General features: G+C 40.1%; 25 protein-coding genes and 1 pseudogene. 14 read left to right on the top strand and 12 right to left on the bottom strand.

Annotated features, from left to right (window positions below; translation table 11 throughout):
- The first annotated feature begins 133 nt into the window (after nt 1–133).
- Entirely contained in the window at nt 134–418 is a 285-nt protein-coding gene (locus tag POD11_RS08955; RefSeq protein WP_017390443.1) for a GNAT family N-acetyltransferase, read from the top strand.
- Nucleotides 419–513: 95 nt separating this feature from the next.
- On the opposite strand, the gene POD11_RS08950 is transcribed toward POD11_RS08955, so the two are convergent.
- Nucleotides 514–627 (bottom strand): hypothetical protein, encoded by a 114-nt coding sequence (locus POD11_RS08950; protein WP_262446596.1) that lies wholly within the window; start codon nt 625–627, stop codon nt 514–516.
- Nucleotides 628–691: 64 nt separating this feature from the next.
- On the opposite strand from POD11_RS08950, the gene POD11_RS08945 reads away from it, so the two are divergent.
- The 5 genes from POD11_RS08945 (at nt 692) to POD11_RS08925 (ending at nt 4,581) form a co-directional block, all read left to right on the top strand.
- On the top strand, nt 692–1,351 hold the full coding sequence (locus POD11_RS08945) for an amino acid ABC transporter permease (RefSeq protein ID WP_001104465.1): 660 nt from the start codon (nt 692–694) through the stop codon (nt 1,349–1,351).
- Entirely contained in the window at nt 1,341–2,006 is a 666-nt protein-coding gene (locus POD11_RS08940) for an amino acid ABC transporter permease (RefSeq protein WP_000418067.1), read from the top strand. The genes POD11_RS08945 and POD11_RS08940 overlap by 11 nt, the downstream gene beginning before the upstream one ends.
- 2 nt (nt 2,007–2,008) lie before the next feature.
- Nucleotides 2,009–2,740 carry an amino acid ABC transporter ATP-binding protein gene (locus tag POD11_RS08935; RefSeq protein WP_262456987.1) on the top strand — a complete coding sequence of 244 codons (732 nt, stop codon included), beginning with the start codon at nt 2,009–2,011 and terminating at the stop codon, nt 2,738–2,740.
- 30 nt (nt 2,741–2,770) lie between these two features.
- Entirely contained in the window at nt 2,771–3,631 is an 861-nt protein-coding gene (locus POD11_RS08930) for a transporter substrate-binding domain-containing protein (protein ID WP_262456986.1), read from the top strand.
- Between the two features lie 83 nt (nt 3,632–3,714).
- Nucleotides 3,715–4,581, top strand: coding sequence for a cysteine ABC transporter substrate-binding protein (locus POD11_RS08925; RefSeq protein ID WP_262456985.1), 867 nt, complete (start codon nt 3,715–3,717; stop codon nt 4,579–4,581).
- A 249-nt stretch (nt 4,582–4,830) separates the two neighbouring features.
- On the opposite strand, the gene POD11_RS08915 is transcribed toward POD11_RS08925, so the two are convergent.
- Nucleotides 4,831–5,766, bottom strand: coding sequence for a LysR family transcriptional regulator (locus POD11_RS08915; RefSeq protein ID WP_262456984.1), 936 nt, complete (start codon nt 5,764–5,766; stop codon nt 4,831–4,833).
- 91 nt (nt 5,767–5,857) lie between these two features.
- Here POD11_RS08915 and POD11_RS08910 point away from each other — a divergent pair, with 91 nt between their 5' ends.
- Nucleotides 5,858–6,496 carry a LysE family translocator gene (locus POD11_RS08910; RefSeq protein WP_262456983.1) on the top strand — a complete coding sequence of 213 codons (639 nt, stop codon included), beginning with the start codon at nt 5,858–5,860 and terminating at the stop codon, nt 6,494–6,496.
- Between the two features lie 647 nt (nt 6,497–7,143).
- On the opposite strand, the gene POD11_RS08905 is transcribed toward POD11_RS08910, so the two are convergent.
- The 5 genes from POD11_RS08905 to POD11_RS08885 all read right to left on the bottom strand — a co-directional run bounded on the left by POD11_RS08905 (nt 7,144) and on the right by POD11_RS08885 (nt 12,698).
- A complete protein-coding gene (locus tag POD11_RS08905; RefSeq protein ID WP_262456982.1) occupies nt 7,144–9,105 on the bottom strand; it encodes a family 2A encapsulin nanocompartment cargo protein cysteine desulfurase in 1,962 nt (653 codons plus the stop codon).
- Nucleotides 9,080–10,012 carry a family 2A encapsulin nanocompartment shell protein gene (locus POD11_RS08900; RefSeq protein ID WP_001107602.1) on the bottom strand — a complete coding sequence of 311 codons (933 nt, stop codon included), beginning with the start codon at nt 10,010–10,012 and terminating at the stop codon, nt 9,080–9,082. The genes POD11_RS08905 and POD11_RS08900 overlap by 26 nt, the downstream gene beginning before the upstream one ends.
- Before the next feature lie 240 nt (nt 10,013–10,252).
- Nucleotides 10,253–11,194 (bottom strand): serine O-acetyltransferase EpsC, encoded by a 942-nt coding sequence (gene epsC, locus POD11_RS08895; RefSeq protein ID WP_262456981.1) that lies wholly within the window; start codon nt 11,192–11,194, stop codon nt 10,253–10,255.
- An 18-nt stretch (nt 11,195–11,212) separates the two neighbouring features.
- Nucleotides 11,213–11,722, bottom strand: a complete 510-nt coding sequence (locus POD11_RS08890; protein ID WP_262456980.1) for a rhodanese-like domain-containing protein — start codon at nt 11,720–11,722, stop codon at nt 11,213–11,215.
- A 238-nt stretch (nt 11,723–11,960) separates the two neighbouring features.
- The gene (locus POD11_RS08885; RefSeq protein ID WP_262456979.1) at nt 11,961–12,698 is read right to left on the bottom strand and encodes an SDR family oxidoreductase; all 738 of its coding nucleotides are present in this window, start codon (nt 12,696–12,698) and stop codon (nt 11,961–11,963) included.
- Between the two features lie 126 nt (nt 12,699–12,824).
- Between POD11_RS08885 and POD11_RS08880 the strand changes: the two genes are divergently transcribed.
- Complete coding sequence (locus tag POD11_RS08880) at nt 12,825–13,727, top strand: LysR family transcriptional regulator (protein ID WP_262456978.1); 903 nt, start codon at nt 12,825–12,827, stop codon at nt 13,725–13,727.
- A 28-nt stretch (nt 13,728–13,755) separates the two neighbouring features.
- Nucleotides 13,756–13,856: pseudogene (locus POD11_RS08875) on the top strand (AraC family transcriptional regulator); the annotation flags it as partial.
- Between the two features lie 49 nt (nt 13,857–13,905).
- On the opposite strand, the gene POD11_RS08870 reads toward POD11_RS08875, so the two are convergent.
- Complete coding sequence (locus tag POD11_RS08870) at nt 13,906–14,508, bottom strand: LysE family translocator (protein WP_262457001.1); 603 nt, start codon at nt 14,506–14,508, stop codon at nt 13,906–13,908.
- Nucleotides 14,509–14,661: 153 nt separating this feature from the next.
- Here POD11_RS08870 and POD11_RS08865 point away from each other — a divergent pair, with 153 nt between their 5' ends.
- Nucleotides 14,662–15,069 carry a DUF2000 domain-containing protein gene (locus POD11_RS08865; protein ID WP_262456977.1) on the top strand — a complete coding sequence of 136 codons (408 nt, stop codon included), beginning with the start codon at nt 14,662–14,664 and terminating at the stop codon, nt 15,067–15,069.
- 75 nt (nt 15,070–15,144) lie between these two features.
- Here the strand turns inward: POD11_RS08865 and yghU are convergent, their stop codons facing one another.
- The 3 genes from yghU to POD11_RS08850 form a co-directional block, all read right to left on the bottom strand.
- Nucleotides 15,145–15,993 (bottom strand): glutathione-dependent disulfide-bond oxidoreductase, encoded by an 849-nt coding sequence (gene yghU, locus POD11_RS08860; RefSeq protein ID WP_262456976.1) that lies wholly within the window; start codon nt 15,991–15,993, stop codon nt 15,145–15,147.
- A 33-nt stretch (nt 15,994–16,026) separates the two neighbouring features.
- Nucleotides 16,027–16,653, bottom strand: a complete 627-nt coding sequence (gene yfcF, locus POD11_RS08855) for a glutathione transferase (RefSeq protein ID WP_262456975.1) — start codon at nt 16,651–16,653, stop codon at nt 16,027–16,029.
- A 98-nt stretch (nt 16,654–16,751) separates the two neighbouring features.
- A complete protein-coding gene (locus POD11_RS08850) occupies nt 16,752–17,657 on the bottom strand; it encodes a LysR family transcriptional regulator (protein ID WP_262456974.1) in 906 nt (301 codons plus the stop codon).
- Between the two features lie 110 nt (nt 17,658–17,767).
- Here POD11_RS08850 and POD11_RS08845 point away from each other — a divergent pair, with 110 nt between their 5' ends.
- Together POD11_RS08845 and POD11_RS08840 are read left to right on the top strand one after the other, a co-directional pair.
- Nucleotides 17,768–18,199, top strand: coding sequence for a CidA/LrgA family protein (locus POD11_RS08845; RefSeq protein WP_262446616.1), 432 nt, complete (start codon nt 17,768–17,770; stop codon nt 18,197–18,199).
- A 12-nt stretch (nt 18,200–18,211) separates the two neighbouring features.
- Complete coding sequence (locus tag POD11_RS08840) at nt 18,212–18,901, top strand: LrgB family protein (protein ID WP_016141336.1); 690 nt, start codon at nt 18,212–18,214, stop codon at nt 18,899–18,901.
- Here POD11_RS08840 and pdxR read toward each other — a convergent pair.
- Complete coding sequence (gene pdxR, locus POD11_RS08835; RefSeq protein ID WP_262456973.1) at nt 18,884–20,398, bottom strand: MocR-like pyridoxine biosynthesis transcription factor PdxR; 1,515 nt, start codon at nt 20,396–20,398, stop codon at nt 18,884–18,886. The two genes, POD11_RS08840 and pdxR, sit on opposite strands and share 18 nt — an antisense overlap.
- 115 nt (nt 20,399–20,513) lie before the next feature.
- Here pdxR and POD11_RS08830 point away from each other — a divergent pair, with 115 nt between their 5' ends.
- Together POD11_RS08830 and POD11_RS08825 are read left to right on the top strand one after the other, a co-directional pair.
- The gene (locus POD11_RS08830) at nt 20,514–21,149 is read left to right on the top strand and encodes an FMN-binding negative transcriptional regulator (protein ID WP_262456972.1); all 636 of its coding nucleotides are present in this window, start codon (nt 20,514–20,516) and stop codon (nt 21,147–21,149) included.
- A 42-nt stretch (nt 21,150–21,191) separates the two neighbouring features.
- Nucleotides 21,192–21,785, top strand: coding sequence for a GNAT family N-acetyltransferase (locus POD11_RS08825; RefSeq protein ID WP_262456971.1), 594 nt, complete (start codon nt 21,192–21,194; stop codon nt 21,783–21,785).
- Nucleotide 21,786 lies beyond the last annotated feature (1 nt).

The raw sequence follows: 21,786 nt of genomic DNA, 5'->3' as shown, positions 1-21,786 counted from the left end.
GATTGTATTTAAAAAGCATACAGACTCGCTGCTAAAAACAGGCTATTTTTTTACACTTAGATTTGTTCTTATAGATAAAGATTATACAAAGTCATTTCTAAATAAATATGAGTCGTAATACGAGGAATTCATTGTGAATATTCAACAAAAAGATGATACAAAACACGGCAGCTTTAGCTTACTTGATGGTGAAACCGTTGCAGGTGAAATGACTTATACATGGGCAGGCGAAGGCATGCTGATTATTGATGCTACAGATGTAAATGAAAATTATCGCGGACAAGGCGTAGGTCGCCAATTACTTGATGCGTTAGTTGCCTTTGTCCGTGAAAAAGAAGTAAAAGTAATTCCTCTTTGCCCATATGCTAAATCGGTTTTTGATAAAGACCCAAGCATTGGCGATGTACTGAGAAAGTAAGCAATAGATTAAAAATCATTTAATAAAAATCGGGCCTTGGTGTCCGATTTTTTTATTCATCTTTGTTTTAATGAATATGTTTTGAGCGGTTGTATTTAACTGATTCGAAGGTTTTCGATTGCCAGATCGAATTTATCAAACTTATAGAAAAGCTTATCTAATAAAAATAGTTTTAGACCAATTGGGAAAAAAATAAACTTGTTACACAAATATTTAATGGCTGATGAAAGCTAAATATTTATAACGTTTTAATATTATTTTTTGGAATTTTCCTTGAACTGGCAGTATATCCATAGTGTGTTGCCGCAATTTTTCTCTGCAACTTTGACCACGCTGAAAATCTCAATTATCAGCATTATTCTGGCGATTATTGTAGGGCTGATTTGCAGCATTTTAATCACATATCGCGTGCGGGTGCTAAATAGAATTGCCCAGTTCTATATTGAGTTATCTCGAAATACCCCTTTATTAATTCAATTGTTCTTTTTGTATTACGGTTTGCCAAAACTCGGTATCAAAATCGATGGTTTCGCTTGTGGTGTGATCGGACTGACCTTTTTAGGCGGAAGCTATATGGCTGAAGCTTTCCGAGCAGGTTTGCAGTCTGTTGCAAAAGGGCAGATTGACTCAGCAAAAAGTATTGGTTTGCAACCGACTCAAATTTTTAGATATGTCATTTTTCCTCAAGCACTGGCTATTTCAATTCCGGCAATCGGGGCAAATTGTCTATTTCTGATTAAAGAAAGTTCTGTTGTCAGTGCCATTGCTGTGGTTGAGCTGCTTTTTGTCACCAAAGACTTAATAGGTATGGACTATAAAACCACGGAAGCGTTGTTCTTACTCATCATGGCTTATCTGATTATTTTATTGCCCGTGTCTATTTTGACCAGTTATCTGGAGCACAGAAGTCGGAAGGTGAGCCATGGAACTTGATTATCTATTTCAAGCGAGTCACCTCGAACGTTTAATGTGGGGACTTTGGGCAACTGCAAAAATTGCATTTATTTCGGTGTTTTTCTCTGCAATTTTCGGCACAGTTTTCGGCGTCATTATGACTTCTAAAAATATAGTCGTTAAAGCATTGTGCCGCCTGTATTTAGAGGCCATTCGAATCATTCCAATTTTAGTTTTGCTGTTTGTGTTTTATTTCGGCTTTGCGACATGGTTTAACTGGCAGTTTTCCGCAATGTGGGTCTGCGTTGTTGTGTTTGTTTTATGGGGAACCGCTGAAATGGGCGATTTGGTTCGTGCAGCCATTACTTCAATTGACCAGCATCAACGCGATTCAGCCTATGCGCTCGGACTAACTCATGTTCAAGCTTTGGTCTATGTCATTTTTCCGCAAAGTCTAAAACGAGTAACTCCAGGCGCGATTAACTTATTTACCCGAATGGTGAAAACCAGCTCTTTGGCAGTCCTGATTGGTGTGGTTGAGGTCATTAAAGTTGGCCAGCAAATTATTGAAAATTCGCTGTTGACCGTGCCGAGCGCTTCTCTTTGGATTTATGGCTTTATTTTTATTTTGTATTTTCTGATTTGCTATCCCTTATCGCGTTTGGCGGCACATTTGGAAAAGGTCTGGGAGTAATTATGCCTTTGTTATCGATACAACAATTACAGAAATCATTTGCACAAAGTCATATTTTACAGGGCATTGATCTGGATGTAGAACAAGGAGAAGTGGTTGTTATTTTAGGCCCATCAGGCTGCGGTAAAAGTACCTTATTGCGCTGTATTAACGGCTTAGAACCGATTCAGGGTGGCGAGATTCGTTTAACAGGCTCAGGTGTTTTGGGTCAAGATGTGGACTGGACTAATGCTCGTCAAAAAATTGGCATGGTTTTTCAGAACTATGAGCTATTTGGGCATATGAACGTCATTGACAATATTTTGCTTGGACCACTCAAAGTACAAAAACGCCACCGCGATGAAGCAGAACAAGTTGCAGATGAGTTGTTAAAGCGAGTGGGGCTGTTTGAGCGAAAACTTGATTATCCACGACAGCTTTCAGGCGGACAAAAACAACGTATCGCTATTGTGCGTTCACTGGTTATGCAACCTAAAGTCATTTTGCTTGATGAAATTACCGCTGCGCTTGACCCGGAAATGGTCAGGGAAGTACTCGATGTCGTACTCAAGTTAGCGAATGAAGGAATGACCATGCTGATTGTGACACATGAGATGTCCTTTGCCCGAAAGGTTGCCGACCGCATCATTTTTATGGATAAGGGCAAAATTATTGAACAGGCTTCACCAGAAGAATTTTTTAAACAGCCAAAAACAGAACGAGCGAAAGCCTTCTTAAATATTTTGTCGTACTAAATTTTTATTATTTGAATCATGAGGAAGTGAATGTTTAAACGTAATTCAATAAAAATATTAAGCAGTCTTGCCATTGCTGGGGTGTTACTCACTGCATGTAGTAAAACGCCATCCACTGAACAGGCAAGTAATACTCAAGAAGACCATTCTTTAGAACAAGTCAAAAAAAATGGAGTTCTACGAGTTGCCGTTTTTGCCGATGATCCGCCGTTTGGTTACGTTGATAGTGCAGGTAACAATCAGGGCTTTGATGTGGCCTTAGCAAAACGTGTGACCAAAGACTTGCTCGGTGATGAAAAGAAAGTTGAGTTTATTGTGACTGAAGCTTCAAATCGGGTGGAGTTTCTAAAATCAAATCGTGCCGATGTTGTATTCGCGACATTTACAGTAACGCCAGAACGTAAGGAGGTTGTCGATTTTGCTGAACCTTATTTAAAAGGTGCTTTCGGCATAGTCTCTCCTAAAGCCAAGCCGATTACCGACATTGCCCAATTAGAAGGTAAAACTTTAATTGTCAATAAAGGCACAAGTTCAGATACCTACTTTACCAAGCATTATCCAAAAGTGAATTTACTCAAGTTTGAAAGAAACTCGGATGCCTTTAAAGCCTTAACTGATGGTCGTGGCGACGCGATTTCACAAGATAGTACCTATGCTCTGGCATGGGCCGCGAAGAACCCAAGTTATGTGGCAGGTATTCAGTCCATTGGTGATCAAGAATTTATTGCACCAGCAGTTAAAAAGGGCAATACCCAATTGTTGAATTGGCTCAATACTGAAATCAAGCAACTCAGAACAAGTGGTGAAATTAATAAAATTTATGATGAAACCTTGAAGCCAATTTACGGTGACTCGGTCAATCCGAATGTGTTCTTAGATGTAGGCCAATAATTTTCGATATTGCTAGAGCAGTGTCTAAAAGTAGGCGCTGCTATTTTTAAATAAGACTTTTACAAGAACGATAGGGTGAAATAATGACAACATTAACATTTCAAAACGTGAAATATATTTTAGCTGCATCTTTACTGAGTTTAGGTTTAGTTGCATGTGACAAAGGAACTCAATCTACTGAAAAAACGGCTGATACCACACAAACTGTGTCGAGTATTGAACAGATCAAAAAGAATGGCGTGGTACGAATTGGCGTATTTAGTGATAAACCGCCGTTTGGATATTTAGATGCTCAAGGTAAAAACCAAGGTTTTGATGTAGAAATTGCTAAGCATGTCGCTAAAGATTTGTTGGGTGATGAAAACAAAGTTGAGTTCGTTTTAACTGAAGCGGCTAACCGTGTTGAATATTTAAAAGCCAATAAAGTGGATATTATTTTTGCGAACTTTACCGTTACACCAGAACGTAAAGAAGTGGTCGATTTTGCTAAACCGTATCTAAAAGTCGCGCTGGGCGTGGTTTCTCCTAAAAGTCATCCGATTACTGATGTGGCTCAACTTAAAGATAAAACTTTATTGGTAAACAAAGGTACAACGGCTGATTCATTCTTCACCAAGACTCATCCTGAAATTAAGCTACAAAAGTATGAGCAAAACACTGAAACTTTTGATGCTTTAAAAGATGGTCGTGGTGCTGCGCTTGCACATGATAACTTGCTGGTTTTAGCTTGGGCTAAAGAAAATCCAAATTACACTGTTGGCATTACCAATTTAGGTGAGCAGGATTTAATTGCACCAGCAGTGAAAAAAGGCGATAAAGAGTTATTGGACTGGTTGAACCAAGATTTAGAAAAATTGACAAAAGAAGGTGTGATTCATCAAGCTTATGAAAAGACTTTAAAACCAGTCTATGGCGATACGATTAATCCAAAAGATCTATTAGTTGAGTAATCATACTCATAATTTCTAAAGATTAAGAGCCTTCTAAATAGTATTTGCTCGAGCTAGGATTCATCTACAGCCTGCCCATAATTTATAAAGATAATGTTTTGGCAATATTTTTTATAGATGTAAACAGTGGTCAGGTTCTGTAGATGAGAAAGTTTTTTGGTTACTTTTTTCAAAAAAAGTAACAGAATTAGCTGAGTGCTTTAGAGGTTAAAAGGTAGGATTCTATTGTGCTAACACCTTGACTTTATATTACTTTAACTTAAATAAAGTCGGCTCTGCTGCTAATTTATCAGCCAAATATTGAATCAACACACTCAATTTAGGCGGGACATGCCGTGTCGGTGGGTAGAGTAACCACAGCCCACCACTATAATAGGTTTTAAAATACCAATCTGGTAAAACCTGCACTAAGGACCCTTGTTGTAGAGCATGACGTGCAACGAAGTACGGCAAGCTTGCAATACCTAAATGCTGTAATGCAGCACTCAAACGCACACCCGTATGGTTTGCAGCATAACGCCCACGCACAGCAACACTTATCGATTTATTTCCTTGTTGAAATTTCCATTTTGAGTCACTGGCTTGTTCACCCAAGTAAATACATTCATGCTGCTTTAAATCATGAGGATGACTCGGTGTGCCATGCTTTGCCAAATACTCAGGTGTTGCACAAACCAAATGATCAATATCAATAAGTTTTCGACCCATAAGGCCACCTGGTGGTTGTTCTGTAATCCGAAGCGCTAGGTCAACTCCATCATCAATGAGATCTACATAGCGATCTTCTAAAAGCATTTGTATATCAATTTTTGGGTAGCGTTCTAAAAACTCGGGTAAATGCGGATGAATCATAAAATGCCCAACAGCTTTGGGAACACTCATGCGAATAATACCTTCAGGTTCGATATGAAATTGGCCTGAACTTTCCATCACTGCTTGTGCCGCATTCACCATATCTAAACAACGTTGATAAACCTGTTGTCCACTTTCACTTAAACGAAGTTTTCGTGTGGTCCGGTAGAGTAATCGTGTACCTAACGCGCGTTCTAAACGGGCAATCGCACGACTAACAGCGGAAGGTGTAGTACCAAGCTGCCTTGCAGTTTCAGAAAAACTTTCCGACTCGACAACCTTAACGAAAGTCGCCATTTCATTTAACAGAACCAGACTTTGATTTGTGCTCATGAGGCAAAAGTTATTTGGATTTTGATTGGATTATCGCGTCTAAAAAATCGCAATACAATCTTTTAAGTGATTTTCAGGAAATTAAATTGTTATGTGGCAGTTATATGGGCATGAGTTTTTGACGCTAGCTGTAATTCATTTTTTAGCCGTAATTTTACCGGGGCCTGATTTTGTGATTACGGTCAGACAAAGTGTGCGTTATGGCTATTTGATTGGATGTTTAACCGCGATTGGTATTGGTGTTGGGATTTCAGTCCATGTGTTTTATACACTGGTTGGTATTGGTTTTTTAATTCAGCAAAGTGAATGGCTCATGTCTCTTATCAGAACAGCGGGGGCAGCTTACTTAGTGTATTTAGGATGGCAGTGTTTACGTAGCCAGCCGAATACCAATCTTGAAATTAATGGCCAAGCAGGCAGTGACACGCCGAGTTTATTTAAAGCGTTTACAATGGGTTTTCTTACTAATGCATTGAACCCCAAGGCTACTATCTTTTTTCTGGCAATTTTTACGACGATTGTAAGTACGGCCACACCAATGAAAGTTCAGGTTTTTTATGGGGTATGGATGTGTATGGTTAATGCCATTTGGTTTATGGTGGTGAGCGTACTATTTGCTCAGCCTATTGTACGTAAACGTTTTTTAGAATTTGGAATTTATTTTGAGAGGGTAATGGGAGTTTTATTAATTGGGATTGCATTGAGATTGATTTGGGGGTTATTTAATTAAGTTGAATATCTATTAATATTTCCTCTGATTAAAGTCATCTACAAGTTTTTAGACTAGCACAACGGAGTCCATACTTGCATTTGCTAGTGCTAAATTTCATCCACAGCCTGCCCATAATTTATAAAGATAATGTATTTGCAATATTATTTGAAAAATGAAAACAGAGAACAGGTTCTGTGGATGAGAAAGTTTTTCTTGCGTGACGTTGTCACTCATTTTTTAAAAAAGTAATGGAATTAGCTACTTTCTTTGGAGATAAAACGGTAAGACTTCGTCGTGATAACCACTAATAATTTTTAGCTCAACCTAAAGTCATCTGCGAACTATTGCATAGTACGACAGAGTATTATCGCTTAAAGTTTTAATTTCTTCAGTCGCCTTCGGCTGGACTTACTTTGGTTTCGCTCAAAGTAAGCAAAAGCATTGTCATCTGCAAAACCTGTCGACTTATTTCATTTAACTAGTATTTCACAGAAACAGAATCTTTTTGATGCTACGCAGGTTGCAGACGACTTTTGCTCGAGTAAATGTAGTGCTAGGACTATTTGAGTTTTAATAGTTTCCTCATAGAAAAATTGAATTTTAATAATGGCAAATTACTTATAAAAAAAGACCGCTCGAAAGCAATCTTTTTTGCAAAAATAGATTTAATTGCTACGCCTATTACGTGTCAGTTGATGTAATACCGAAACCAATAAATCAATTTCTTCCGTCGTATTATAAAAAGCCAAAGACGGACGCACGGTTTGTTCTACACCAAAACGACGTAAAATTGGCTGTGCACAATGGTGTCCAGAACGTACGGCAATACCATGTTGATTTAAAGCTTTGCCCACTTGTTCCGTTGAATAGCCTTGTAAAGTAAAGGACATAACACTGGCTTTGTGATGCGCTGTTCCGATCAAACATAAACCAGACACACTGCTCAGTGCATTTTGACCATATTCGAGTAGATCATGTTCATAGCGAGCAATGTTATGAATACCTAGACTTTCAACATATTCAAGTGCAGCACCTAAACCAACAGCATCGGCAATGTTGCCAGTTCCAGCTTCAAACTTATTGGGTGCAGGTTGGTAAACTACCTGTTCGAAGGTGACATCCTGAATCATGTTACCGCCACCTTCCCAAACAGGCATGCTCTCTAGCAGTTCTGGTTTTGCATAGACCGCGCCAATACCCGTTGGCCCAAATACTTTATGTCCAGAAAACACAAAAAAGTCTGCATCGAGAGCTTGTACATCAGTCGGTATATGAGAAACAGATTGAGCACCGTCAACTAAAACACGGACACCTTTGGCATGCGCAATTTTAATGACTTCAGCAACAGGTGTGACTGTTCCTAAAGCATTCGAAACTTGGGTAATCGACAGCAGTTTAGTGCGTTCATTAATCAGTTTTGGCAACTCTTCTAAAATAATCTGGCCAGTGTCATCCACAGGAATGACTCTTAATTTCGCTCCAGTTTTTTTAGTGAGTTGGTACCAAGGCACAATGTTGGCATGGTGTTCTAAGTGAGAAACAATAATTTCATCACCTTCACCAATATTTTGCTCACCCCATGTTTTTGCAATCAGGTTAATGCCTTCGGTTGTTCCTCGAACAAAGATAATTTCTTTAGAAGAGGGCGCACCAATGAATCGGGCAACTACATTTCTTGCATGTTCATAGGCGTCGGTTGCACGAGCCGCTAACTCATGCGCAGCACGGTGAATATTTGAGTTTTCATGCTGATAAAAATAAGCAATCCGGTCAATCACGCGCTGCGGTTTTTGTGTAGTGGCAGCATTATCCAACCAGACCAGAGGTCGACCATTGACGCGTTCCTGTAAAATTGGAAAATCGCGACGTATAGCATGTACATCGAGTGGTTGAGCACTACTTGCTACAAAAGTGGGTTGCGATGGTTGATAGTGACTATAACTTTGTCCACTTTGAGGCAAGTCTAAAAAATAAAATGCAGAGCTTGCTGCACTTTGGGGTGGCGTGTTCGTTGCAAAACGATCTTCCGTCAGCAATGATTTCAGCTGGTCACCATGTGGTAACTGAAAAGACTGTGCGACCGAATAATTATCTTCAACACCTTTAACAGAAGGTTCTGCTGCATTAGGAGCAGAAAAATCATTTAAAAAATAATAAGGTGATTCACCTGTACCAGTGGGCAAGCTTGGTTCAATGCGTGGCACGTTGGGTTCACTATGGGCAGTTTGTGGCAAATGTGGTTCAAATGGTGGACGTGGCAAATTAGCCCCACCAACCACAGGTGCAGACGCTACAATTCGACGTTCAGGGTAGTCTGGCAAATTTGGAATATGTTCAGGATATTCCGGATTGAGGCTTTTCTGAAAGGCGATATTGGGCGCACGACCACTGAGTGCAGAAAATGGTTCACCCGGTTGTGGTGGGTGCGGTGGCGCTCCGACAGGTAAGTCCAAGTTAAGGCCCGATGGAGAAGCTGAACTGCTTGAGCTTGGTAATGCTGAAAAAAACGCATTAGCAAGTCGAGCAATGGTGGACTCATTGGGTAAGTTGGCTGGTGGGTGAGCACCAGTCACTTCAGGCCCCGTTGGACTACCTTGCAGATTACTTGTAGTTAACTGGGTAGTCATGATATTTGTCCACCTCCACATCATCTAACACTGCTAACGCATCGTCTGTTAATACTGCAAGTGAGCAATAGAGCGAGATCAGATACGACGCAATCGCGTTACGGTTGATTCCCATAAAGCGTACTGAAAGCCCCGGTGACTGTTCACCAGCAAGACCTGGTTGGAACAATCCAACAATCCCTTGACGCTTTTCACCTACACGAAGCAACAAGATTTTAGTTTTTCCATCTTCTACAGGAATTTTATTTGATGGAATGAGTGGAATACCGCGCCATGTAATGAATTGCGAACCGAATAAGCTAACCGTTGGAGGTGGTACACCACGGCGTGTACATTCACGACCAAATGCTGCAATTGCATCAGGATGCGCTAGGAAAAAACCCGGTTCTTTCCAGACTTTACGTAGCAAATCATCAAGATCATCTGGAGTAGGTGGGCCATTTAAGGTAGAAATACGTTGGTCATCTGTCACACTTGCCAGTAAACCGTATTCAGGATTATTGATGAGCTCGCTTTCTTGGCGTTCTTTAATGGTTTCAATGGTTAAACGGAGCTGTTCTTTAATTTGGTCGTGTGGGCTGCTGTAAAGGTCGGCAACACGTGTATGTACATCTAAAACAGTAGATACGCCATTTAAAAAGTATTCACGTGGCTCTGGGTCATAATCAACAAAAGTTTGAGGTAAAGTTGCTTCATCACGTTGTGTGCAAGCCACCTGAATATCATCGGTATTATTTACACGGTTTAAGCGATAAATACCTGCTTCAACAGGAAGCCATTGCAGTAAGTGAGTCAGCCATCTGGGAGTAATTGTAGAAAGTTGAGGAGCTGTCTTGGTTGCATTGGCCAGTTGGCGGGCTGCGTGGTCCCCAAGTGCAAGTTGGGCTTTGTCAGTATTTTTCGCCATGAATCATTTTTCCTTATTACATTGGCTTTTTGAAAATAAAAATTCTAGGATATATATAAACTAGAATTAGTTCTGGTTTTAAAATTAAAATAGCGTTGTATATTTTTCTAAGTAGAGGGCTTATTAATGAGTTATCTATTTTTAAATAAAAATATATTTAAACTAGAAATAAGCATTTAATTAATATGCAAGTTTTTTGTTTATTCATCCCCTTATCTATTTATTACACATCTATAGTTTTTAACTGGCAATATGATTTTTTTGATAAGACTCATTCGGTGACTGTAAAATCTGGCTACCTGCGGCCACACTATGTGTTAGCCAGACATTACCCCCAATAATGGACCCTCGACCAATGGTAATACGGCCTAAAATAGTGGCACCTGCATAAATCACCACGTCATCTTCAACAATTGGATGGCGTGTATAGTCTTTTTTCAAACCACCATCATCATTGGTTTCAAATCGTTTTGCTCCAAGGGTCACTGCCTGATAAATACGGACACGTTCCCCAATGACACTGGTTTCACCAATCACCACACCCGTACCATGATCGATGAAGAATCCTTTACCGATTTTTGCACCCGGATGAATATCAATACCCGTTGCAGAGTGTGCCAGCTCGGAAATAATGCGAGACAATAAAGGCACTTGGACATAGAGCTGATGCGCAATTCGGTGATAAATAATTGCAAATATGCCCGGATAGCAAAGTAATACCTCATCCACACTATGCGCCGCCGGATCACCTTCATAAGCAGCACGCACATCGCCGTCTAAAAGACGTCGTATAGAGGGCAAGGTGTTGGCAAAATCCTGCACAATATTTTGAGCAAGTTCCTCGGGTTGTTGGACTGTATTCGAATGACTCAAATGACGTTTTGCTTCATAATTTAAAGCCAGTTGTACTTGCGCATGTAAGGCTGTGAGTACCCGATTTAAAGTATAGGCAATATAAGAATCTTCAGTTTCTTGACGTAAGTCGGCAGGGCCTAAACGCATTGGAAATAAAATTCCGCACAGGTCATCTACAATGGCTTTTAAAGCTTCTTTAGATGGAAGTTCACGGCCCCCAAATTCTTTGGTTCTGTGCTGTTGCTGACGCCAGTCATGCCTTGCCTGTTGTAAACCTTGTACAACCGCATTAATGTTCCATTGAGTCACAAGCTTTCCTTGATTCACTGAAAATTGATTAGAGTATTAGTCTTGTTGCCAAGGAAGTTGATGGATGCGCCAGCCATTTTTCTGATTACGCTGTTGCTGATCATTTAGATCGCCTTCAAAGCCTTCAAGAACGTTATAGGTATGCTCAAAACCAGCATTAAATGCGGCCTCGGCTGCCTGTGCCGAACGGTTGCCACTACGGCATAACAAAAGAATGGTTTTATCTTTGCCGACCTTTGATTCGAGTTCTTTTAAAAAGCGTGGATTGCGGTTAAAGGATGTGCCTGTTGCCCACGCGACATGAACACTTTCAGGGACATAACCCACAAATTTACGTTCTTCATTGGTACGCACATCAACTAAAACAGCTTCGCCTTGTTGTACAAGTTGCCATGCATCATGTGGTGATAAACTGCCCCTAAAATTCAGCTCATGGTCTTGTGCGTATTGCTGTGCTTGAGAAAGAATTTCTTCATTTGACAAGGATGGATTTGAATCATTTGAGATAAAGCTTTGTGGAGCTTCTGTATTTAATTTTGCATTCATTGAATATATCCTTATCTTTGATTCAGATTGTTATTGTTCAATTTACGCGTTTTTAAATATAAGCAAAAATAAGGAATATCTATTTATATATATTATTTTCATAAATAAGAATGGCGGATATTTTTATAAAAAAGTATTCATTAAGCTTATATCGTTCTTTAATTAAAATTGATGGATTAATTATTTTAATAGTTAATAAAAGCCGTGTGAATTAAAATAATCCACACGGCTTTAAAATTTAAGCAAATCCACCATTTACTCGAATGACTTGTGAATTTACCCAACGTCCATCTGGACCAGCTAGCATGGCAACTACATTGGCAATTTCTTCAGGTGTTCCAATTCTTTCCAATGGAGCAAGTTTTGCAATAGCCGAAACCTGCTCGTCAGTTTTTCCATTGTAAAAAAGGTCAGTACCTGTCGGGCCGGGCGCAACTGCATTTACAGTGATATTGCGTCCGCGTAACTCATTTGCTAACACATGTACCAAGCCTTCTACACCTGCTTTTGAAGCAATATAGGGGCCATATGCCGGAAAAGATTTAGCAATTACACTGGTGGAAAGCGCAATAATTCGACCACCATCCGGCACTGTTTCGGCTGCATGCGCCAATATTAAAAATGCACCCCGTAAATTGGTATGAATTACTTTATCGAAATCAGGTAGGGCTTCAGGTGTAATTTTTGCCATAGGCATAATGCCTGCGCTATGAACCACAACATCTAATTGACCATTAATGGCTTTTGCTTCTTGGAATAAACGGCTGACATCATGTTCATTTGCAACATCGGCTTGAATGGCAGAGGCTTTGCCACCTTGCTCAATAATGTGATCTACAGTTGCTTGAGCATGAGTCGCATTGCCAGCATAATTAATGATCACATAAAAACCATCTTGAGCTAGGCGTTCGGCAATAGCACGACCAATACCACGAGATGCACCAGTGACAAGAGCTGTTTTTTTCGAAATATTCATTGTTAACTAGCCTGTTCAAGTAAGTATGGTTTATTTTAATAATGTAGAAATATGGGATAAAGCCTCATAATTGGATAAGATAATTCCATATACATTAATAATATGGTTGGCTAAAAAGAGAGCATTATGGATAAATTTGATACCTTACAGCTTTTTACCCGCATCGTAGAGCTGGGTAGCTTTAGTCAGGCAGCCGACCAATTGAATATCCCACGCGCTACAGCAAGTAATGCCATTAAAGAATTAGAAAATAATTTACAGTGCCGTTTACTTGAGCGAACTACACGGCATGTCAGGCCATCACTCGATGGGCAGGCATTTTATGAGCGCTGCACACAAATATTATCGGAACTCGATGATGCTGAATCGTCTTTGCGCAATGTCGTGGCACAGCCACGCGGCTTATTACGTATTGATTTATCTGGTGCGCATGCGACTAAAATTGTTTTACCCAGCATTGATCAATTTCACGAGTTATATCCCGATATTGAACTCGTAATTAGTACAGGAGACCGTTTGGTTGATCTTATTAGAGAGGGGATAGATTGCGTTGTAAGAGCAGGACGTCTGGATGATTCATCTTTAATTGCTCGGCATTTGGTCGATATGCCACAAGTCATTTGTGCAAGTCCTGACTATTTAAATAAACATGGAACACCTCAGCAACCAGAAGATTTGTTATCACATTATTGTGTTAATTTCTTCTCGACATCAGGTGGACGAAACTACCCATTTGAATTGATGGTGAATGGCAAAAAACAAGATTATTTTTTGAAAAGCTGGATAGCGGTAAATGACGCTGAAAACTATGTATTAGGTGCTTTACGTGGGGCAGGTTTAATTCAGGTGCCACGCTACCATGTGGCCGAACATTTAAAAGATGGGCAATTGGTTGAGGTTTTGTCTGACTGGAAAAGCCCCGCCATGTCGGTTTCTGCATTGTACCCGCAACATCGACAACTTTCGCCACGGGTGCGGGCATTTGTGGCTTGGCTGAGTGACTTATATACAGGCTATTTCTCAAAATAACGATACCGACTCTAATAATCTAGAGCGAATTGTAGGATTTTTTGATCAAAACCATATGACACGTCATTTCTAAAAGCCTTCGGTTTGACTCCAGCTAGATGGCGAATGATCAATAAACTATCTTCTTAATCAAGCTATTGAAAAGTCAGCCTGTGTATAGACTGACCTCAACTTTGTTTTAAATTAGATGTATGCCTTTCAAAAAATCATAAAGCATAAATATGCCAGAAATGATCAGCATCATTCCCATGGCTTTGTTTAGGCGATTAAACCAGATTTTATTTTTAATTTTTTTACCTAACACTGCACCTGCCCAAGAGTAAAGGCAGGGTGCGCCGGCGGCACCTATGGAAATGAGCAATGACACTAAAAAGATTTGAATGCCAGTAATATGTGCAGTTGGATACATAATCGTGGTTACAGGCAAAATCACTAATATCCCTTTTGGATTTAAGGCTTGTATCCAAAAGCCATTCCAGAAAGACAAAGTCTGAACTCCAGTGTTTTCATCACGAATATCAATGTCTGCCTTTAACATTTGGTATGAAAGATAAAAGGTATAAAGTGCACCGAACAAAGCAATATAGTGCAAGGCATTTCTTGGAATGATCGCTGCGCCAATATATCCAAAAATCATGAATAACATCAGCATGGCACAACCAACACCTATAAAAAAATAAATCGTTTTTTTGAATTGTCCTGTTAGCCCAGCATTTAGACCCATAAAATTTACTGGACCGGGGCTATACATCACACTCAAGGTATAAAAAAAGATTTCCATAAACGCATCTACTAAAACAAAACAACCCAGCATAGTGACTCGCAAATTTAGAGTCTTGTACGTTTGTGATCGTTCCTGCACAAACGTACAAGACGAGAAAAATCTGAAGAGTCATGATGAGCGACTTAAAGTTATGACTCAGGATAGGGGTTTATGTTTGACACAAAAATTGCGCTGATTGTCCGTAATGATCTTGCGACGTGGCAAAGGCTAAATGTGGTGGCTTTTTTAGCAACAGGGGTTGCCTCGGCTGTTCCAGAAATGTTGGGTAAACCTTATGTCGATGCCAATGGGTATGAATATGGCAATATGCTAGGTCAGCCGATGTTAGTTTTTGAGGGAGACTTATCGGGTCTACAAAAAGCGCATCGGAAAGCAATTGAGCAAGATTTAACGATTATTCCCTATGTACACGCCATGTTTTCTACAGGCAATGATGAGGACAATCGAGCGGTCTTTTTGGCCGACGATGCGAATCAATTAAATTTGGTCGGGTTGGCGTTAAGAGGGCCTAAAAAAGTGGTCGATAAAGCAATTAAGGGGCTTTCTTTGCATCAATAAGAAATAAGATTTTTATTGGAAGAACGATAAAACCCACTGTTTGAGCAAAAGTGGGTTTTATTTTAACAATGAAAATTAAACTTTATCTTGGGTTTTGGTTTCAAAGTCGCTGGCATCATGGCGTTCATGCAATTGGGTAGCTAAATCACCAAAAGTACGGTTGACCATACGACCACGTTGAACCGCAGGGCGTGCTAAAATCGCATCTGCCCAGCGTTGAACATTTTTATATTGACCGACACTCAAAAACTCCGCGCCGTTATACACCCAGTTTTTAACAAGACCACCATACCAAGGAAATGCAGCAATATCCGCGATGGTATATTCAGAGCCTGCCAAATATTCATGCTTTGCTAGATGTTGATCTAACACATCAAGTAAGCGTTTTGTTTCCATGGCGAAGCGATTAACCGCATATTCAATTTTAACAGGGGCATAGGCATAAAAATGCCCAAAACCACCACCTAAATATGGTGCGCTACCCATTTGCCAAAATAGCCAATTGAGACATTCGGTACGTGCAGCAATATCAGTTGGAATGAAAGCTTTAAACTTTTCAGCCAAGTAAAGCAAAATTGAACCAGACTCAAACACTCTTAATGGCGGGTTCTGGCTATGGTCAACCAATGCTGGAATTTTAGAGTTTGGATTAATTTCTACAAAACCGTTGCCAAATTGCTGTCCTTCACCAATTTTGATGAGCCAAGCATCATATTCAGCATCTTGATGTTCTAATGCTAAAAGCTCTTCTAGCAAAATCGTGACTTTTTGACCATTAGGCGTTGCTAAAGAGTAGAGCTGGAGCGGATGTTTCCCTACTGGAAGTGTATGTTCATAACGCGAACCTGAAGTAGGTTGGTTTAAATCGGTTTTTTCTCCAGTCCATTGCCAAACTTGTGGAGGAGTATAGTTTGAATCACTCATTTTTTATCTCATGTTTGGTGTAAATATAAGGGATTAGTTATGTCGCAAGGCAAGCCATTTTTTTATGCTCGGCCGTTGCCATTGTTGCAGTGCATAGTTTTTCAGGCGTTCTGGTACAGCATCGCCGTTTTGAATAAGGCGTTGCAACATCAGGGCAAGTTCAGCATCCACAATGCTCCATGAACCAAAAAGAAATTCGGCGTTCGAGGCAAGAAGTTTTTCTGCAACAAAGAACAGTTTTTCTGCTGCTTTTTGACCTTCCTCTGAAAGTGGAGTGGACTTGGGCTGAATAAAAATAACATCGGTTGGTCGTTCAGTTCTTAGAACCACTAAGTCTGATCGGAGCCATGCTTGAATTTGTCGTGCTCTTGCACGCGCTTGGATATCTTTTGGATAAATAGATGTGTTTGGATAAAGCTCTTCAAGATATTCCAAAATGGCAGAAGATTCTGATAAGGCAAAATCATTATGCTCGAGTACAGGCACTTTGGCAGTTAATGACTTTTCTACATAAGATTTTTCAAACTGGCCTTGCTGGTCTAAGTTGATAGTTGCTATTTCAAATGGAATTTGTTTTTCATGTAGCCCTACAAAAACTGTAAACGCATAGGGACTTAGAAATTGTGAATCTGTGTACAGCTTAAAATGTTCATTATTCATTGTTATTGTCCATGTCATAAAACAGATGCGATCTAGTCTAAGTGAGCTAAGCCAAGATTGGGTAGCTTTTTTGTGGAAAAGCTTTATCGGTTTTTAAATTAAGCTTTAATGTGCTGAAAATGTTGGCGAACAATGCTGAGCCAAGCTTGAACTGCTGGTGAGGCAGGAAGATTCTTTTTCCAAGCCATGACTAAGTGCCATTGAATATTTGGTTTTTCGAGTGGTACTGCTGCAAATAAACTAGGGTCAAGCATATCGGTATAATATTGAGGAAGAAGTGCGATCCCCATACGTTGTAACACCATGTCTGCCAGAAGATGCCATTGGCTGGTACGGCAAGCAATGGTTGGGTAAAAACCATGCTGTTTACATGCATCGAGAATAATACTGTTTAAAGAGAAATTTTCAGGAAACATTAAAAATGATTGGTGTTGTAGCTCTTCTAGATTTATTTTTTTACGGGTTGCCCAAGTGGCATCACGACGTAAAAGAACCATTAAAGGGTAGTTACATAGCTCAATGCTATTGAAAATTTGCGTATCAAAAGGCTGCAATAAAACGCCAACGTCTAGTTCATTGTTAAGCAAAGCTTGTTCAATACCACGTGAACCCACTTCCATAAAAGCCAATTCAATATCAGGCCACTGTTGGTGATAATCAAACAGGGCAGTCGTTAGAAGCTGCGAACCTAAAGGCGGAACGCCAAGTTTTAAAGTCCCTGTTTTTAATTGTTGATAATTTTCTATCTCAAGAAAGATGTTCTGTTCTGCCTGAAGAAGCTCGACTGCATGTTGATAAATGCGTTCTCCAATTTGGGTTAATTCAATTTGTCTTTTTCGGCCGTGCTCAGGTTTGACCAAAAGTTGGACCTGAAGCTGTTCTTCAAGCTGTTGTATTATTTTACTAATGGTGGGCTGAGTCAGATATAACTCGTCAGCAGCACGGGTAAAGCTTTTAGTTTTTACCAGTGTAACGAAGCATTGTAATGATTTTAGAGAAAGCATAATAAAGAATAGATTATTCCATTTTTGAATAATTTTAACATGAATAATTCATATTTAGCAGCTTTAACCAAGATAGCATAATAGTGTAGTTAACCATTTAATTTCGCAAAATGAGTACTGAATCTGCTTCGGGAACACCCACACAACCTTCATTTTTAATTTTAGTTAAACAAATTTTGATTTTGGCTGGATTTTGGTGGGTAGGATATCTATTACATCAAAAACTCGGTGTACCTGTCTCGGCAGGCATTTTAGGGATGTTTTTATTGCTTTTATGCCTGTTCTTTAAAATTATCAAAATGGATCAGGTGGCAATGGGAGCAACTGTTGTTTTAGGTGAACTGTTACTGTTTTTTGTGCCTGTTGTGGTCGCCGTAGTTCAGTATAAAACCTTGTTTATGACTGAAGGGTGGCAAATTGTCTTGAGCATTGCAGTTGGGACTATTTCGGTCATGCTCAGTACCTGCCTGACCATTCACTATTACAATCGTTTGAAAGCTTATTTACAGGCTCGAAAACGTCTTCAACATAAGCATATCTAAAGAGCAAACGACATGAATATTTGGTCAATTCTTTGTCTGATCTGGACTTTGGCAGCCTATGTTGTGGCAAAGCGGATCTATCAGAAAAATCCAAAACTTTGGTTATCACCCGCAATTAGTGTGCCTGTACTCACCATTATTTTGATGACGATTTTTGGAATTTCATATCAAACTTATGCAGAAGATACCCAGTGGATTGTGAATTTATTAGGGCCTGCAACGGTTGCTTTTGCTGTACCGATTTATCGCTATCGGGAAACGATTCGTAAAAACCTCGGGGTTCTCTCGATTGCAATTATTGTCGGCATGAGTGTAGGTGTGATGTCTGCCTATGAAATGGCACAGTGGTTCCATTTTAGCCCTGAAGTGACCAACAGTTTAATGGCTCGTTCTATTTCAACACCATTTGCCATGATTTTAGCGGAAGATATTCATGGTTCGGCAGCATTGGTTTCTCTATTTACGGTTATTACGGGTTTGGTTGGTATGATCTGCGGCGATGCAATTTTAGCGATTACTAAAATCCGTTCTAATGTAGCCAATGGGGCAGCCTTCGGTAATGCAGCCCATGGTTTTGGTACAGTTAGAGCACAGCAGCGCAATAGTGAAGAAGGTGTAATTGCTAGTTTGACTATGGTTATTGCCGGTATTTTAATGGTATTAATTGGGCCATTTGCGATTCATCTATGGTTGGTGCTGTAGGTTTTCCGATGTGGGCTTGGCATGTTGTTGAATAATGTTTGATAGTTTTTTAATGGCTTGTTTCATCAGCTCAGGTTCAAAATCCCCTAAACCGACAATCAGACCCGGACGTTGCTGTTCTTTTGAAAATGTCGGTGAAATTGCTTTAATGGCAATACCTGCATCGACTGCCGAGCTTGCAACGTCAATATCATTAATATGATGAGCAAGCCATAACACCATATGCATGCCTTGATCGCCCGGCTGTAACCAAGCCAGTTCTTGAGGGATGTGTTTTTCAATCAAGCCAATAATGTATTCTCGAACTTCTGCATAGACATTTCGAGTCCGTCGAATATGTCGCTCTAAATAACCCTCTTGAATAAAAGCAGCTAAAACATGCTGGTCGGCAGCAGGCGGGTGCCGATCAATTAAGACTCTAAGCCCACAAAAAGGGGCTACCAGTTCTTTAGGCAACACTGCATAGCCAAGTCTAAGTGACGGAAATAACACTTTGCTGAAAGTACCCAAATAAATCACTTGGTCGGGTGCCATGCCTTGTAAAGATGGGAAGGGCTGGCCGTTATAACGAAGTTCGCTGTCGTAGTCATCTTCAATGATCCATGCATTTTGCTGTTTTGCCCAAGCCAATAAAGCAGTACGTCTTGCTAGACTCATTGGCATACCAAGTGGGTATTGATGAGATGGCGTCACAAAAGCAGCACGTGCATGTTTTGCAAGCTTAATGCCAGTTTCAACCTGAATGCCTTCTTCATCGACAGGAACACGAACCATACGAATATTTTGTACGGCATGCTCAAAAATGGCTGTGGTCCCCCGATAAGCTGGATCTTCAACCCAAACTTCATCTTTTGCTTCAAATAAAATCTGACTGCAAATATAAAGTGACTGTTGAATGCCAGGAGTAATCACAATTTGGTCAGGTTCGCAGTGTACAGAGCGTGATCGGCGTACATAGTCTGCTATAGCAACTCTGAGTGATAACACACCTTGCGGCTCGCCATATCCTGAAGGAATTCCTGCACCTCGTGATCTAAATTTATTGCCAAACTTACGCCAGATATCACTTGGTTGAGTACGACCGACGGGGACAGATACTGCAAAAGGAACATGAGGAAGTGGCTTAAATTCTTTGAGTACCTCGGCATAAGAACATGCCGATTTGGTCAAAGATATCGAGTTAGGTTTATTTTCTTTTTGAGAATGTTGCGGTGTAGTTTTTTTAGTTAAAGCATGAGACACATAGGTGCCAGTTCGTGCTTGAGAGTCAAAAACACCTTCAGCTAAAAGCTGATCATAAGCTTCAATAATGGTTCCGCGAGCGACACCTAGGGTTAAAGCCAATTCTCGTGAAGAAGGCAATGGATCACCAGGTTGTAAATCACCACTTTGTACAGCTTCGCGTAAAGCTTGGGTCAGTTGAGCACTAATCTTTCCTTGGCTTTTATCAATCTTTGCAATAGACGGAAGTTCAACAACTTTTGCCATTCTTGCCATAATTCTGGTCTACTTAAAAAAATACAAAGTGGTTCTTTTTAATAAACCACAGAAACCAGAAAATTTACAACACAAAATATAAATAACCCTGATATTTACAGCGAGGTTTTGAGTCATGTATATCCCTGATGATTTTGCAGAAAACCGGTTGGATGTGTTGCATTCTCTTATTGCAGAATATCCATTTGGGGTGCTTTTCACGCATGGAAGTAATGGCTTAGATGCAAATCATCTCCCATTCGAGTTACAGGCAAATGAAGGGAACTTGGGTATGTTACATGCGCATGTGTCTCGAAGTAATTCTGTTTGGCAGGACATTAAAAATGGAGATGAGGTACTCGTCGTGTTTCAAGCTGGCGATGCGTATATTTCACCAAACTGGTACCCATCCAAACATGAACAGCACAGACAAGTACCGACATGGAACTATAGGGTTGTGCATGCTTATGGAAAAGTGACGATTCGAGATGATGAACGCTATGTTCGTGGTGTAGTAGCTCGTTTAACCCGTACCCATGAAGCATCTCAACCTGAACCATGGAAAATGTCAGATGCACCAAAAGACTATCTTGAACCAATGTTAAAGGCGATTGTGGGAATAGAAATTGAAATTACTAAGCTGCAAGGAAAATCAAAACTTGGGCAAAACAAAGAATGCCGAGATATTTTAGGCGCGGCAGATGGCCTATTGACGTCTGGTCATCAAACTATAGCGAATGCCATGTACAGTGTGGGTGAGTTAAATAAATAATTTTGAAAACATAAAATTTTAATATCAATTGAGGAGATAAAGATGTCTTTGACTACATCTGTTGAGTTAGTGGGTGAACACGTTATTTTAAAGCCGCTAGATGTAACTCAGGCTGAAGCGCTCAAAGAGGCCGTTTGTGATGGGGAACTCTATAATCTTTGGTATACCCGTGTGCCAAGACCTGAACAAATGGCTGCTGAAATTGAAAGACGTCTCGGTTTGCAAAACTCTGGTTCTATGTTGCCTTTTTATATTGAAGACCGAAAAATGGGGCGAGCGCTGGGCATGACAACTCTCATGCATATTGAAGAAGTGCATCGCCGTGTAGAAATTGGTTCGACGTGGTATCGAAAGTCTGCACAGCGTACGCCTGCAAATACTGAATGTAAAAAGCTGCTATTGGCTCATGCATTTGAGACTTTAAACTGTATTGCGGTTGAATTACGTACCTCTTCTTTAAATGTTCAAAGTCAAGCCGCGATTGTACGTTTAGGTGCAAAGCTCGATGGTGTGCTAAGAAGCCATCAAATTGTGAAAGATGATATTTTGAGGGACACTCATGTTTATAGCATTTTGAAACATGAGTGGCCTGCGGTCCGTCAAAATCTGGAATGGCTATTGAGCAAACCGCGTTAAA

It is taken from the genome of Acinetobacter sp. P1(2023) (genome assembly GCF_028367635.1).
Taxonomy (GTDB): Bacteria; Pseudomonadota; Gammaproteobacteria; order Pseudomonadales; family Moraxellaceae; genus Acinetobacter; species Acinetobacter pittii_E.
Note: the sequence above shows the minus strand (reverse complement) of the source record. Positions and strands in the feature narration are given on the sequence as shown.